Genomic DNA, 16,300 nt, shown 5'->3' on the forward strand with positions numbered 1-16,300 from the left:
ACGGTGAGTGTACTGGAATTCAATATGGTAACTAAAGCATATGGAAAGAAAAAAGCCCTGGATGATCTTACTTTTTCACTCGGGGAAAATAAGATTACAGGCCTTATTGGCAGGAATGGTGCCGGAAAGACGACGATGCTGAAAATTGCAGCCGGTTTTATAAAGGAAACGTCAGGGGACGTCAGGGTGTTTGGCGAACATCCATTCAATAATTTAATGGTATCGGCGAATCTGATCATGATTGATAATGACATGAATTTGCCGGCGGCCCTGAACCTGGAGGAACTTCTCGAGACAGCAGCGTACTTTTACCCGAACTGGGACATGAAACTGGCCAGGAACCTGTTCGACTATTTTTCTCTCCACCCAAAGCAGACACATGCAGGGCTTTCAAAGGGAATGAAGAATACATTCAACGCGATTTTAGGATTGGCAGCACGCTGTCCTTTGACCATTTTCGATGAGCCGACAAACGGAATGGATGCAGGAGTCAGGAAGGATTTTTACCGGGCCTTGCTGAAGGATTACATCGCCCATCCGCGGACAATCATCATCTCAAGCCATCATTTGAGTGAGGTCGAGGACATTCTGGAAGATATTTTACTTTTAAAGGATGGAAAACAATTTCTCCATATGCCCGTTGAAGAGCTGCGTGAGTATGCCGTAGTCGTCAGCGGGAAAGAAGAAGCCGTCAACCATTGGATTCGCGGCCATGAGGTATTCCATAAGAGCGAAGAAAGTTTCGGCCGGACGTTTGGAGTGATCCGGAATGAACTTTCCGATGACCAGATTGCGGCTGCGATAAAAAGCGGCCTGGAGTTCTCGACGATTTCAAATGAGGATCTCTGTCTGTACTTGACGAGCCAGGAGAAGGGTGGGATTGATGATGTATTTAACAAAGGTTAGTCTGTGGGATATTGTAAAAAAACAGTTCCGCTTCAAGCTGAAATCTTTTCGAGGTATGTTTACTTCACTGATGATCCTGCAGGTAATGGCCCTCCTGTTCTCTCTTGGCGGAGAAGGGGGAGGGGGCGGCGGCTCTGATACATTCAGCTACGATATGAAAAACTATTCGGGCAATATCATTATTGCTTTCATGATGATCTGGGCGTTCATTTCAGCCATCGTCGTCACCACTCAAGCCTATCGTTTTGATGATTACGCTTTTGTGTCCAACAGACTGAGCAGCCATTTAGCAAACATCCTGTTCCTCGGCTGGGCAAGTGTGATCGGCGGGGTTACATTTGTGCTTGCAAGTCAATCGTTAAAGCTGGCTATTTTTTTCCTGAAGGATCGGGAGTTCATCGTAAGCCAGCATTTGACAGTCCTGCAAATGGCTGAGGGTGCTGCTGCCACCATCCTGTATCTGTTCTTATTCACCGCAATCGGATACCTGGTCGGTATGCTGGTCCAAAGGAGCAAGGTTTTTATGATCATTATTCCTGGGCTCCTTTTCGGCAGTTTGTTCCTAAATGTATTCCTGGCCAGTGAGTCAACTTTTGTGATTGATATCGGACAAATTTTTGTGAGAGAAACTTCCTTTCTGTTATTTGTGTTAAAAGTACTGCTTGCTTCCGCGTTTGCCTACGGAATCTCGGCCTGGGTCTCAAATAGTCTGGAGGTGAGAAAATGAGTGTAGTCTTTCTTTTATTCATTATCATCCTGCTGATGCTCAGTTTCGGAGGGATTTCCAATAAATTTTTTGGTGCGAGGTTCATGAGCGGATACGGGACTACGAAAATTTTCGCGGCATACTTCATGATCCTGCTGGGGGCTGGAATTCTATCTCTAGTGGTATCGGTGGAGGACACCTTCGAAGGTGATCATCTGACTGATAAAGAAATAGAGGAACACGATAGGCTGAATAGCGATATTTATCCCACCCTTGAATCCGGAAAGATTGATGAAGCGGAAGGACTCATCAAAAAAGACTCCTGGGAATTTTCGCTCAAAGAACAGCTTTTAGACGTTAAGAATATGAATCAGAATGCACAAATCTTCATTGAGAAAGTAGATTCCCTTGAGGAGAAAGTACAAGTGGCTCATTACTCCACTTTTTCCTATTTGGACAATATTGATATAACCGACCGTTTCCCATCACCCGAAATCAAACTGGCTGATGCAACTCTGAAAATATTTCCAACCGACCCTGTCGAAATCAAGCTGGTAAAGTTTTCGAATGCTTTTCCATTCACGCAGTTCTCCGAATATGGAGAGCAATCAAGCAATGGATACGGCATGATGCAAGGAATGGAATTCCTTTACATCCGGGTTCCTGCTGATATAGAAATCAGCGGTGACGGGCAAGTGGTTAACTAACTAAACTGGAAACCCCTCTTCATGGAGGGGTTTTTTCTATTCTCCAAGGGATTTATGCACAGCTGCAATAGTTCCCTTTCCAACATGACTTTTGAAAACGATACCAATGCGATAGTATCAATATTTTCGGCTTTGAAAATAAACCTAAAAAATTGGTACCATAAGCAAAATTCGATGGCTTATAAATGCAAGCGCTTTTTTTTACTATAGAGATAGAAAGACAAGAGCAGCCAAGGTGGTGAAACAATGGAAGTCAAAATTCAGCAACCAGTCGAACAACAGGTGAATGGCCCCATTATTGAAACAAGCACGAAACGAGAAAAATTCAAAAAAATAAAAAAGACCATCATCAGTCAAAAGTATTTACAGTTTATGGCCCTGCTTGGGGTCGTGTGGATGTTCATCTTCAACTATGTCCCTATGTATGGTTTAATCATTGCGTTTAAGGAATACAGCATTATCCGCACCATTTCGGAAGCACCGTGGGTCGGACTGATGCAGTTCAAGGAATTCCTCCAGGATGAGAATTTCTGGATTGTCCTGAAAAATACGCTCGGAATCAGCTTGATTAAATTGGTGATCGGCTTTCCGCTACCAATTATATTCGCGCTTATGCTTAATGAACTTACTTCGATGAAATTCAAGAAGGCAGTCCAGACGATTTCGTACTTGCCCCACTTTATCTCTTGGGTCGTACTCGGAGGGATCCTGACTACGTGGCTTGCAGATATCGGTGTCATCAATGATATTTTGCTAGGTCTCGGTTTGATCAGTGAACGCACGAACTTCCTTGCTGAGCCTGATAACTTCTGGGCGATTGTCATCTTATCGGACATATGGAAAGAGCTTGGCTGGTCAGCGATCATCTATCTTGCAGCGATTGCCGGTGTATCGCCAGAGCTTTATGAGTCATCAACGATTGATGGAGCAAGTCGCTTCCAAAAGATGTGGCATGTAACATTGCCATCGATTCGTCCAACGATTACGATTCTTTTCATTCTTGCTGTAAGCGGTGTTTTGAATTCGAATTTCGATCAGATCCTGATTCTCAGGAACTCTTTAAATGAAAGCGCCAGTAATGTAATTGACATCTATGTCTATCAGCTCGGATTGCAAAATGCCAGGTACTCTTACGCAACAGCGGTTGGATTATTAAAAGCGATCATTGCCTTCATCCTGCTTCTATCTGCTAATAAGATTACGAAAAAATTGAATGGAACATCTTTATTCTAAGGGGGTGAGGATTCATGTTTAAGCTTTTTAAACGGAATCGGCGAACCACAAGTGAGTACATTTTTGATAATGTTAACATTTTAATCATGATTTTTATCTGTGCGATTACCGTTTACCCAATCTGGTACGTTGTCGTGAATTCACTGAACGATGGAGTGGATGCGATGAGAGGCGGAATTTACTGGTGGCCGCGGGAATTTACTATCGCCAACTACAAAGCTGTTTTTGAAACCCCTGGGATTGTCACATCCTTTGGCGTGACCATTGCCAAAACGGTGATCGGAACCATCACACATGTGTTTTTTACCGCGATGGTTGCCTACGCAATTTCAAGGCGCGACCTTTACGGCCGGAACTTCTATATGCTGGTCGGTATCATCACGATGTTTTTCAGCGGCGGTTTGATTCCTTACTTTCTATTAATCAGGGATTTAGGGTTGTTTGACAACTTCCTTGTCTATATCATTCCGACTATGTTCAACTTCTTCCATTTAATTATCTTTGTTTCATTCTTTAGAGAATTGCCAACTTCCCTGGAGGAAGCAGCAAAAATAGATGGTGCGAACGACTTCATGATTTTCATCAAAGTCATCATCCCGCTTTCGATGCCTGTTATCGCAACGATTGCATTGTTCCAGGGAGTGTATCAATGGAATGACTACTTTGCCGGAGTCATCTTTGTGAATAACCCGGATTTGCAGCCAATCCAAACGTATTTGTACAAAGTTGTAGCTGAATCCAGTTCCAATCAGATGATGACAAATGCGGCGGGAACAGTTGCGACGAAAACAGTGACTTCACAATCTATCAAACTGGCAACAATGGTCGTCACTACGCTTCCAATCATGCTCGTGTATCCTTTCCTGCAAAAGTACTTTGTAAAAGGAATGCTGATTGGTTCAGTTAAAGGCTGATCCAAACTGAAGTGGATTTAAATTTTCTTCATAGAAGAAATTTAAATAAATCGGCGTCATTATCAATCCTGAGCGCTACCCCCTTTAAATGAGGGAAAGGCTGGCATTTTCCAAAAAGCCTTTCCCATCCTTTTAAAGAAGTGTAAATTGATAATGGTGGCCCAAAAAACAAATAAGAGAGAGGGTCAAAATATGAGGAGAAACATGTTTTCAAAAGGTTTTTCAATGCTGCTTGTACTATCATTGATTTTGGCATTATTTACAGGCTGTACGAGCAAGACAAATGAAAACGCTTCCGATGAGGGAGAAAAGAACGACAAACCAAAAGCTACTGCTGATGCTCCTGGCTGGCAGTCAAACAAGGAACCAATCACCTTCGACTGGTATGTGAACTTCTCCTGGTTCGCACATAAGTGGGGCGACGATGCTGTTTCCAAGTATGTAACAGATAAAACAGGCGTTTCAATCAACTACATTTCTCCAGCTGGAAACGAAGCTGAGAAAATGAACACAATGATCGCATCTGGCAAACTGCCTGATTTCATCACATTAGGCTGGTGGGAAGATGCAGTTAAAAAGATGATTGAAGGAGAACTAGTCCTTCCATTAAATGAACTTGCTGACCAATATGATCCTTATTTCTTTAAAGTGGCAGATGGAGCAAAGCTTGAGTGGTATAAGCAAGAGGATGGCAACACGTACGGTTATCCAAACGCTTCTTCTTCACCAAAGGATTTTGACAAATACAAAGACCTTAAGCCTTCCAATCAGACATTCCTAGTAAGAAAGGATATGTATGAAGCGATTGGCAGCCCGGACATGAGCACACCAGAAGGATTCTTGAAGGCTCTTGAAGCTGCAAAAGAAAAATTCCCTGAAGTGAACGGCGCACCGCTTATTCCGTTTGGTTTAAATGAATTTACTGATGTAGGAAACACATCCCTTGAAGGCTATCTTCAGAACTTCCTTGCTATTCCAATGGAAAAGGACGGAAAAGTGTATGACCGCAGCCAGGATCCTGAATATCTTGCATGGTTAAAGACATTCAGACAGGCAAATGAAAAGGGCCTTCTTGCAAAAGATATCTTCATCGACAAGCGCCCACAAATGGAAGAAAAAATTTCACAGGGCCGATACTTCGCAATGCTTTACCAGCGCAGTGACCTTGCAGCACAGCAGCACGCATTGTATGCGAAAGACCCTAACTCTGTTTATATCGCAGTTGACGGACCAGCGAACTCCAAGGGAGATGGACCGGCATTAGCAGGCGACAGCATCTCAGGCTGGACGGTTACATTGATTTCAAAAGACGTTAAAGACAAAGAAAGAGCGATCCAATTCCTATCTTACCTGATCAGTGAAGAAGGCCAAATGGACCTTTACATGGGTAAAGAGGGCGAAACGTATGATGTAGTGAACGGAAAGCCTGAATTCAAACCAGAAGTATTGGATCTATTAAATAAGGACCGTGCAGCGTTTGACCAGAAGTATGGCGCATCGTTCAAATATTGGATGCTTATGGATACAAACATGAGTCTTGCATGGGCACCTCCTGCTTCAGAACCATTCAAGCAAATGGAAGACTGGACAAAAGGAAAGACAGTCAGCTACGCCGAGTTTGATGGCATCAGCCCGACTGGAACTTCTGCAGAAGGCGTTTCAGCAAGCAAGATCGCACAGGAATGGGGCAAAACACTTCCGAAGCTGCTGCTTGCAAAATCTGATAAAGAGTTCGATAAGACATTCAAGGATTTCTTGAAGAAGCGTGATTCTTATGGATACGACAAAGTCGAAGAATATCAGCAAAAAATGTTCGAACAGAACAAGAAGAAACTAGACGCAGCAAAATAAACCCTTTCACAAGACTGTCCCTTTTAAAAGTTTTTTAAAAGGGGCGGTCTATTCCTGTTATTTGCGGATGGAATAATTGTTCATTCTTTCGTAACACTTCCCCTATTTTTAAAAAGCAAAAAAATTTATACTGTTGGTATCCTGAAAAAATAATGGAAGTGAGAAACATGATAATGCCAGAAACACTGAAAAAGCTTTCTGACGGATTAAACCGGCTTTCCCTGCAGCAAAAACTAATTGGACTTTATATTATCATTATCATAATCCCGATTATCATCTCCACGATCATTTATTCCAGGGATGTTTACGACAGAGCGATACACGAAATCAGCGTTAAAAATGAGAATGCCCTTGAAATCGAACAAGTACATATCAAAAATAACATCGAATCCATGAGACGGACGGCCCAAATGGTTGTTTCTGATATGGAATTCCTTGAATTCGTGAAAACAAGGAATGAAGCAAATGTCGATCAGCTCATCGATTTCAGGATGAATGAACTCTCAAATATCACCAGATTGCAGGCGAACAATCCTGCGATCGAAAATATACGAGTGTATACGACGAACCCCTATATTACCGAGATGTGGCCGATTCTTTTCAGAGAGCAGCGGATCATGAAAAAGCCTTGGAGAGATGAGGTAATCAGCCGGAATGGAATGGAACTCTGGTGGTTTGACCAGCAGACTGAGGACGTGCTTGAAAGGCTGCCATCTCAAAACACATCAAAAATCTCGCTGCTACGGGAACTCGATTTCCCCAAGGATGAACATTTGGGCATCATTGAAATCAATATGTTCCTGAAGAATTTCTTTCCTAAAATGTTCGGAACGAAGAATGACCCTGATTCTGTCTATGTGGTCCTTGACAAGGATATGAATATGATCAGAAATCATCATGATACCTTTTTTGAAGATCATGGAATTGATCCTGAAGCGCTGATACACCATTTCAGCAAATCGAAAAAGGATGGTACAGGGAGCTTTCAATTTGTAAATAAGGGCACCCCGTACCTGGTCATCACTGCCAATATAGAGGATTTGGAAGCTTATATGCTGAATGTGATTTCTCTTGAAAGTCTATATGCAGAGACAGCCAAGACTAGGAATATCATCCTTAGCGGCATCATCTTCCTCGTCATCGTGCTTTCCTTGTTCACGTATGTATTGATTTCCTTGCTGCTGAAAAGGATGTATAAGCTGAAAGATTCAATGGCACGTGTAGAAAAAGGTGATTTCGCCTTTGATGTGGATGTCAGCGGATATGATGAAATTGCTGAATTCGGATTCCATTTTAAAAGCATGCTCGGAAAAATAAACAACTTGATTGCGGATGCGGTCAATAAACAGGCCGCCGCTAAAGAAACAGAATTAAAGGCGCTAAAAACACAAATTGATTCTCATTTTTTATATAACACACTTGAGAATATCAAGATGATGGCTGAAATCGAAGGGAAATACGAGATTTCCGATGCGGTCACCTCCCTGGGAGAAATGATGCGATATAACCTCAGGTGGAAAAATGATTTCGTTGTCCTTGAGGAAGAGCTGAATTATATAAAGAATTATATTGATATAATGAATCTTCGGCTAGATGGTTTGCTTGAATTAAATATCGATGTGGATAAAGATCTGCTTGACCTGGAAGTTTTAAAAATGTCCCTTCAGCCAATTGTAGAGAATGCGATTAAACACGGGATCATTCCGAAAAACCTTTCAAGTAATGGCGTCCTCAATGTAAGCGCCAGGTATTTGGATGAGTCGGTCATCATTGAAATCACCGATAACGGGGTTGGGATGTCAGCTGCTCAAAGTGAATTACTGAATGCAAGCATCCAATCCGGTCAAACAATTGAAACAGCTTCTGTCAACAACGGCAATGGGATTGGAATTGTGAATGTCAATGAAAGGATTAAACTTTACTATGGTGATGGATATGGCATATCTGTAACGAGTGTTGAAGGAGAATTCACGATGGTCACAGTAACAATGCCTTGCAAACTATTGAGGGGAGGCAGCCAGAATGTATAAAATCCTTATAGCGGACGATGAAAAGAATATCCGTCTTGGGATACAGGCGATGATCAAAAGGGAGTACCCTGCATACGAAACCTTTATTGCAGCAGACGGCATGGAAGCCCTAGCAAGTATAAAGCAAATTAAACCTGACATATTGATTACCGATATTAAAATGCCGCATCTAGATGGAATCCAGCTGATCAAGGAACTTGAGAATATGGATAAAAAGCCTGCGCTCGTCATCCTGAGCGGCTATGACGATTTTGCCTATGCAAAAGAAGCCATCAGGCATCAGGTAAAGGATTATTTGCTTAAGCCAGTTAACCGGGGAGAGCTTTTCAAGACATTGGATACAATCACTGAAGAGCTCGAATCCCGTAATCAAAGGTCAAATGAGCATATGAATGATTACCGCGCCAGCCAGCTGAATTACATATTGCTCAATCCAAATCTGCTAAAAGAGGATTTGGTCCAGCTTTTTAATAAAATGCAGATTGATTCCTATTCGGAAGGTTATTATGTAGGAATCATTGATCAGGAAGGTGAACTAGCAGGGGAAGATTTTCTAAATAAAATCAATCAGCTGCTCCCGACAGATTCAGCTAACCTTTCATTTCTCGATAAAGATAATCGGGCAGTCATCATTTCTCCGGACAGTCAGGTGTTTTCACACTTAAAGGAGCAATTCGGAAGAGACAGGTATTTTGCATTTGCAATAGGGATCAGTGAAAAAGCTGAGGATATTAAGGAATTGAAGACGTATTACCAGCAGGCAGAGAATGCTTTAAAATATCATTTTTTATATCCGCGATGCCAGGTTATTTTTTACGAAAAGATTAAAGAGAAACAAGATTCCTCCTCCATGCCAAGCGAGTCAATTAATAAAATTGCCAACATGCTTGGTACAGAGCGGGAAAAGGAAATAAAGTCCTACCTGTTGCAGGTGATGGACTTTGATGTGATTTCGAACAGCAGCATAAGCTATCTTGAAAATCTTAATCAAGAAATCAATGAAATTATCTTTAAAGGTTTTTTTGCCAGGCTGGGAGAGGAATCGCTCGAGACATTCAAGCTATTGAATAAGATAGGCGATATCTACAATTTCCCTAACTTTCACGAGTATGTCCGCGCACTTGAGGATCTGCTGATGAGGATCCATGAATACAACAAACAGATGAAATCGGTTTACTCCGAGCAAAAATACATGGACCGGGCCATCAGCTATATAAGGGAAAATTATCATAAGGATTTAAACCTGGCCGTCGTTTCAAATTACATTTCACTGAACTATTCCTATTTCAGCCACATGTTCAAGGAATACACAGGCCAGAACTTCGTAGATTACCTGAAAATGGTCAGGATTGAAGGAGCAAGACGCTTACTGAAGGAAACCGATTATAAGGTATTCGAAATCAGTGAGATGGTAGGTTATAAGAATCCAAAGCAATTTGCTAGAGTGTTTAGGGAAATTGAAGGGATTTCGCCTAAGGAATTTAGGGAAATGAACTAATGGATGGGATTAATGCTTCCATCCATTCAGACTGAAGGCTGACTCGCTGAGAAATTGAGTCAGCCTTCAGTCTTTTCTTTTGGTTGGAGGTGTGTGGGATCAGGATCTGACATTATTAGAACAACCTACTGGCGGTTTTTCTCCTTCGGAATGTTCCAATGGAGCTTATTGGAACACTGAATTGGCGATTATCTGCTTCGCGATGTTCCAATGGAGTTTAATGGAACACTCTAATGCCGATTTTGTCCTTCTCGATGTTGCAATGGACCTTATTGGAACACTCAACGGGCAATTTTCACCTTCTCGATGTTCCAATGGACCTCATTGGAACACTCTACTGGCGGTTTTCACCTTCTCGATGTTCCAATAGACCTCATTGGAACACTCAACGGGCAATTTTCACCTTTGTGATGTTCCAATAGACCTTATTGGAACACTCAACGGGCAATTTTCACCTTCTCGATGTTCCAATAGACCTCATTGGAACATTCAACTGCCTAATATCTCCTCCGCGATGTTCCAATGGAGCTTATTGGAACATTCAACGGGCAATTTTCACCTTCGTGATGTTCCAATAGACCTTATTGGAACACTCAATGGGCAATTTTCACCTTCTCGATGTTCCAATGGAGCTTATTGGAACACTCTACTGGCGGTTTTCACCTTCCCAATGTTCCAATAGAACTTATTGGAACACTCAATGGGCAATTTTCACCTTCTCGGTGTTCTAATAGACCTTATTGGGACATTCAACAGCAGATTATCTCCTTCTCGATGTTGCAATAGACCTTATTGGAACACTCTACTGACGGTTTTCACCTTCCCGATGTTCCAATGGAACTCATTGGAACACTCAACTGTCGATTATCTCCTTCGCAATGTCCAATGGTAAACACACCGCGTAAGAAATCCATATTATTTCGCAAGTCCTAAAATATCAGCACCCTATTCAAAATTCTCTATCTCAAGAAGTTCTCCCGGCAACGGTAAAATAAGATGTAATCATATGTTTCTAACCATTCTGCTTTAAGAAAGGAGCGGTTCAGATCGATAAGGCAGACGAAAATCCGAATTCTTTAAACAATGAAATGATTACGCTTTCAAAATATGAAAACTCAGATGAATGGGAATTGATTTGGGAGGATTCTTTTACGGAACCTGAGATCGATTCTGGCAAGTGGAATTTTGTTGAGGGCGGCTGGGGATTTGGAAATGAAGAATCCCAGTATTACACGGCACGCAAGGAAAACGCGAGAATCGAGAATGGTATGCTCGTGCTGGAAGCTAGACAGGAAGAGTATGAGGGTATGCCTTACACTTCCGCTAAATTGACGACAAAGGGCAAAGCGGCATGGAAATATGGACGCTTCTCCATTCGGGCAAAATTGCCTGAGGGGCAAGGAATATGGCCTGCGATCTGGATGATGCCTGAAGACATGGAGCGTTATACCGGCTGGCCGGCCTGCGGTGAAATCGACATTATGGAGCAGATTGGACATCAGCCTGATACGGTCTATGGAACGCTGCATTATGGCGTCCCGCATACCTATACCGGGGAAAGTTACCAGCTCCCTGAAAACAAAAAATTCTCAGATGATTTTCATGTTTTTACGTTAGATTGGGAGCCTGGGGAGTTGAGATGGTATGTCGATGGAGTCCTCTATGCCGTTCAGAATGAATGGTTCAGCAAGGCGATCGGAACCGGAGTACAACAGAATGGGTTTGCTCCATTTGACCGGGAATTTTTCATGCAGTTCAATCTCGCTGTCGGAGGGAAGTGGCCGGGATACCCTGATGAAACGACCCAATTCCCGCAACGTATGACCATTGATTATATAAAAGTTTATAAGAAAACAGATAAATAGATTAGGTTGAGGTGTGCATCATATGAACAGATTTTCAATGGATTTTATTTTCGGTACCGCAACTTCTTCTTACCAAATTGAAGGCGCTTACCAGGAGGATGGCAGGACGATGTCCATCTGGGATGAGTTTTCGCGTACGCCAGGCAAGGTCTTCAATATGGATAACGGCGATGTCGCATGTGACCATTATCATCTATATGAAAAAGACATCGAAGTGCTGAAAACGCTTGGAGTGGATTCTTACCGGTTCTCCATTGCTTGGCCAAGGATTTTTCCTGAGCAGGGCAAGTACAATCAGGACGGAATGGACTTTTATAAAAAATTAATCAAACGTTTGATTGAAAATGGCATCAAGCCTGCTGTTACGCTCTATCATTGGGATTTGCCGATGTGGGCACATGAACAGGGCGGCTGGACGAATCGGGAATCTGTTAACTGGTTCCTGGAGTATGCAGAAAAATGTTACGAGGAATTGGATGAACAGGTGGACATGTGGATTACCCATAATGAGCCATGGTGCGCGGGTTTTCTCGGCTATCACCTCGGTATTCATGCACCCGGACATACGAATATGGAAGAAGCTCTAAAGGCAGTTCATCATATTCTTCTTTCCCATGGTGAAGCTGTCGACCTGTTAAAAGGGAAATTCAAGTCATCAACACCAATTGGCATTACGTTGAATCTATCACCAATGTACCCTGCCTCGAGCTCCGTCAACGATCAATTGGCTGCCAATAATGCAGACGGGTATACGAATCGATGGTTCCTTGATTCGGTCTTAAAAGGATCTTATCCTGTCGACATGATGAATTTATTCTCTAAATATGTTCATTCCTATGATTTTATCCAGGAGGGTGACTTGGAGAAGATTTCGATTGACTGTGATTTCTTTGGAATCAACTTTTACAACCGTAGTTTAATTGAATTCCATGCAGCGTCTGATTTCCTGTTCAGGAATGCGTATTCAGACTACCCTAAGACGGGAATGGGATGGGATATTGCGCCGGAAGAATTCAAAGATTTGATTCGCCGACTGAGAAAAGAGTATACGAAACTGCCAATCTATATAACTGAAAATGGCGCTGCGTTTGATGATCACGTTGCGGATGACCACAGAGTACATGACGTCGAGCGCCAGGATTACGTAGAGAAGCATATCCGGGCTGTTGCACAGCTGAATGAAGAGGGCATGGAAATCGCCGGCTATTACTTATGGTCGCTTCTTGATAATTTTGAATGGGCGTTTGGGTACGATAAGCGTTTTGGGATTACTTATGTTGACTTTGAAACACAGGAAAGAATTCTTAAGGATAGCGGACATCGCTATGCCGAAATCATCAGGAACCGTTCAATCTAAATCCAATAGCTTCGGAGTGAGAATGATGGAAAAATATCGTATCAACGATCAGCAATATTTTGTAATAGAGCAGTTCGATCAGGCTAAAACCTTTTCGAGCTTCCTGCCAGGACTTGCAGGATTATACGGGATTCCGGTCTGGTCCTTTTACGTGAACCGTGGCCAGGGAATAGTGAGTTTTGGCGTTCAGGATAAAAACCATGCCATTACCGAGTTTTTCCCTGCTAACCAGGCGTACCAGCGTGTGTCCACGAATGGTTTCCGTACCTTCATAAAGCTGACTAGAGAAAATGGCAGCACTGTTTTTGAACCCTTTTCGGCTTATGGCGGCACGAAGAACCATACGAGGAACATGTATATAAAAGAGAATGAATTAAAAATTGAAGAGGTTAACCACCAATATGGGATTAAAACATTGGTTACCTATTTTACGCTGCCAAATGAGAATTTTGGTGCGTTGGTCAGGAAAGTTGAAATCGAGAATCTTTCAGGCCGTGCGATACAACTCGAAATCCTTGACGGGCTTCCGGCGATCATTCCTTTTGGCATTGATGACGCTGCCTACAAAGCAGTCGGGAACACACTGAAAAGCTGGATGGATGTCTTCAACCTTAAAAACAACATTCCTTACTACCGTGTCCGTTCTTCGACGAATGATTCAGCAGAAGTCGAAGAGGTTTCGAAAGGCCATTTTTACATGAGCTTTTCCGAGGATGGCGAATTGCTTTCACCAATCGTCGACGCTGATTTGATTTTTGGGTTCAACAGCTCGCTTTCTTATCCGAACGAGTTTGAAGCAAAAACGGCAGAGGAGCTTACATCTGCTGAGCCGGTTACATCCAATAAGGTACCGTGCGGTTTTTCTGCCATAGGGCAGGAACTTGAGCAAGGTGGAAAAATCACTTTTCATACTTTGATTGGCCATGTCAGGGATATCGAGATCATGAATAAGAAAGCAGCGAAAATTACCGGGGCTGGCTATATCGAACGCAAGTATCAGGAAAGTCAGAGCCTTGTATCATCCATTACGGACGACGCGCTGACAAAAACGGGTTCTCCGCTCTTTGATGCTTACGTGAAACAGAGTTATCTTGACAATGTGCTGCGCGGGGGCTATCCAATATCACTGGAGACAGATGATGAACCGTACATCTATTATGTTTTTTCCCGTAAACACGGAGACCTTGAAAGAGACTATAACTTCTTTTCGCTTGCGCCTGAGTTCTTCTCCCAGGGGAACGGGAATTTCCGCGATGTGAACCAGAATCGCCGCAATGATGTTTTTTTTCATCCGGAGACCGGAGATTATAACATCAAGCTATTCATGAGCCTGATCCAGGCAGATGGCTATAACCCTCTCGTTGTCAAAGGGGCAAGCTTTGAACTGACAGACAAGGCAGAGTGGGGCTGGCTGGATGAACTGGTTGGTGATTCCGCTGATGCTGAATTCATCAAGAAAAAGCTTGCAGGAACCTTTACACCAGGAGATTTGCTCCAAAGTATTTCGGACAGGGACATCAAGCTGAAGATCGCGCTTCCTGATTTCCTGAAAAAAGTTCTGTCACGAAGCAGCCAAAATATCGAAGCAGAGTTCGGTGAAGGCTACTGGATGGACCATTGGACGTACAATCTTGACTTGATTGAAAACTATCTGAAGGTCTTTCCTGAAAACAAGCAGCAGCTGCTGTTCGAGGATCTCGGTTACAAATACTTTTACAGCCCGGTCGTGGTGAATCCGCGTTCAGAGAAATATGTCCTTGTTAACGGGAAGGTCCGCCAGTACGATGCGATTACGGAACTGGGACATCAAAGTGGTTCTGAATGGGTGAAGAAGCCAGATGGCGAACTTTATACTTCCAGCTTGTACAGTAAACTTTTCATGCTGGCAATGATTAAATTCACCACCCTTGACCCCTATGGCATGGGCGTGGAGATGGAGGCGAACAAGCCAGGCTGGAATGATTCGATGAACGGACTGCCAGGATTGTTTGGTTCGGCAATGAGTGAAACGCTGGAACTGAAGCGTCTGCTAGATTTTGTTGCTGTTTCTGGACAGGAGTCTGAGTTGAAGATTTCCCTTCCGGCTGAGGTCTATTCATTGCTTGATTCTGTAAAAAGAAATCTTGAACAATATAAAACCGGCGAACTAGATGATTTCAGTTACTGGAATCAGATTGCGACTGCCCGCGAACAGTATCGCGAAAAGGTTAGAAATGGATTTGCTGGCGAAGAAGTGAAGGTTACTCTTCAAGAGCTTGCGGCTGATGCAGGTAAAATGCTCGAAAAGACGAAAGCAGGTATTGCTCGTGCCACCCAGATCGGCAACGGACTTATTCCAACTTATTTTGCTTTTGAAGCTGTGAAGTGGGAAAAGTTCATCGACGAAAACGGAGAAGTGAGAACAAATAAAAAAGGACTTCCGCTGGTAAAGGTTCAATCATTTGAAGTCTCGATGCTGCCGCATTTCCTCGAGGGGCCAGCAAGAGAGCTTAAGACTGCCGACCAGGAAACAGCACAATCCATTTATCAGCATGTCAGGAACTCTGAAATTTTCGATTCAAAACTGAAAATGTACAAAACTTCCGGATCTCTGGAAGAGCAAACCTTCGAAATCGGGCGTGCGAGGGCCTTTACACCAGGCTGGCTTGAGCGGGAATCCATTTTCATGCATATGGAATTCAAATATCTTCTCAGCGTCCTGAAGTCGGGCTTGTATGATGAATTCTTTGAGGATTTGAATCATGCCCTGCCTCCATTCATGGATCCAGGTGTATACGGAAGAAGTGTCCTTGAAAACTCATCCTTCATTGCCAGCAGTGTCAATCCGGATCAGGCTGTTCATGGCCAGGGGTTTGTGGCCAGGCTGAGCGGAACGACGGCCGAGTTTTTAAGCATCCTGCAGCTGATGATGATTGGCAAAGAAGCTTTTGCTGTTAAAGATGATGAATTGACGTTAAAGCTGCAGCCTATTTTACCAGCATGGCTTTTTGATGATAAAGGTAACGTCCAGTTCACATTATTGGGCAAGACAGAAGTCACTTACCAGAACCCTGACCGAAAGAACACATATGGCGAGGATGGGGCAAAAACAGTGAAGTACGTCCTGCATATTGATGGCAGCCAGGTTGAACTCGAGGGAGACAGAATCCAAGGATCATATGCGAAAAAAGTGCGCGACGGTCTCGTTGAGAGAATTGAAGTTTATTTAGATTAAGAGAATGTGGGGTGCCGGT

Annotated in this window: 11 protein-coding genes; all 11 read left to right on the forward strand. The window is 43.0% G+C overall.

The features are described 5' to 3' along the window. Positions 1 to 3: 3 nt before the first annotated feature. The 11 genes from AABM38_RS03575 to AABM38_RS03625 all read left to right on the forward strand — a co-directional run bounded on the left by AABM38_RS03575 (position 4) and on the right by AABM38_RS03625 (position 16,281). Positions 4 to 906: an ATP-binding cassette domain-containing protein gene (locus AABM38_RS03575; protein WP_423409168.1), complete on the forward strand. Its 903-nt coding sequence runs from the start codon at positions 4 to 6 to the stop codon at positions 904 to 906. After that, positions 881 to 1,633 carry a hypothetical protein gene (locus tag AABM38_RS03580; RefSeq protein ID WP_423409169.1) on the forward strand — a complete coding sequence of 251 codons (753 nt, stop codon included), beginning with the start codon at positions 881 to 883 and terminating at the stop codon, positions 1,631 to 1,633. The genes AABM38_RS03575 and AABM38_RS03580 overlap by 26 nt, the downstream gene beginning before the upstream one ends. Beyond that, on the forward strand, positions 1,630 to 2,319 hold the full coding sequence (locus tag AABM38_RS03585; RefSeq protein ID WP_423409170.1) for a hypothetical protein: 690 nt from the start codon (positions 1,630 to 1,632) through the stop codon (positions 2,317 to 2,319). The genes AABM38_RS03580 and AABM38_RS03585 overlap by 4 nt, the downstream gene beginning before the upstream one ends. A gap of 246 nt (positions 2,320 to 2,565) precedes the next feature. Continuing rightward, on the forward strand, positions 2,566 to 3,552 hold the full coding sequence (locus tag AABM38_RS03590; RefSeq protein ID WP_423409171.1) for an ABC transporter permease: 987 nt from the start codon (positions 2,566 to 2,568) through the stop codon (positions 3,550 to 3,552). A 14-nt stretch (positions 3,553 to 3,566) separates the two neighbouring features. Further along, positions 3,567 to 4,466 carry a carbohydrate ABC transporter permease gene (locus AABM38_RS03595; RefSeq protein ID WP_423409172.1) on the forward strand — a complete coding sequence of 300 codons (900 nt, stop codon included), beginning with the start codon at positions 3,567 to 3,569 and terminating at the stop codon, positions 4,464 to 4,466. A gap of 204 nt (positions 4,467 to 4,670) precedes the next feature. Further along, positions 4,671 to 6,317, forward strand: coding sequence for an ABC transporter substrate-binding protein (locus AABM38_RS03600; RefSeq protein ID WP_423410640.1), 1,647 nt, complete (start codon positions 4,671 to 4,673; stop codon positions 6,315 to 6,317). A 167-nt stretch (positions 6,318 to 6,484) separates the two neighbouring features. After that, positions 6,485 to 8,347 carry a sensor histidine kinase gene (locus tag AABM38_RS03605; protein ID WP_423409173.1) on the forward strand — a complete coding sequence of 621 codons (1,863 nt, stop codon included), beginning with the start codon at positions 6,485 to 6,487 and terminating at the stop codon, positions 8,345 to 8,347. Next, positions 8,340 to 9,845 (forward strand): response regulator, encoded by a 1,506-nt coding sequence (locus AABM38_RS03610; protein ID WP_423409174.1) that lies wholly within the window; start codon positions 8,340 to 8,342, stop codon positions 9,843 to 9,845. Before AABM38_RS03605 ends, AABM38_RS03610 begins: the two co-directional genes overlap by 8 nt. Before the next feature lie 1,130 nt (positions 9,846 to 10,975). After that, positions 10,976 to 11,710 (forward strand): glycoside hydrolase family 16 protein, encoded by a 735-nt coding sequence (locus AABM38_RS03615; protein WP_423409175.1) that lies wholly within the window; start codon positions 10,976 to 10,978, stop codon positions 11,708 to 11,710. A 22-nt stretch (positions 11,711 to 11,732) separates the two neighbouring features. Further along, positions 11,733 to 13,067 (forward strand): GH1 family beta-glucosidase, encoded by a 1,335-nt coding sequence (locus AABM38_RS03620; RefSeq protein WP_423409176.1) that lies wholly within the window; start codon positions 11,733 to 11,735, stop codon positions 13,065 to 13,067. Continuing rightward, positions 13,036 to 16,281 (forward strand): cellobiose phosphorylase, encoded by a 3,246-nt coding sequence (locus AABM38_RS03625; RefSeq protein ID WP_423409177.1) that lies wholly within the window; start codon positions 13,036 to 13,038, stop codon positions 16,279 to 16,281. The genes AABM38_RS03620 and AABM38_RS03625 overlap by 32 nt, the downstream gene beginning before the upstream one ends. Positions 16,282 to 16,300: the final 19 nt, after the last annotated feature.

The sequence above is a fragment of the Heyndrickxia sp. MSNUG genome, from assembly GCF_049532715.1.
In the GTDB taxonomy this organism is placed as follows: Bacteria; Bacillota; Bacilli; order Bacillales; family Cytobacillaceae; genus Mesobacillus.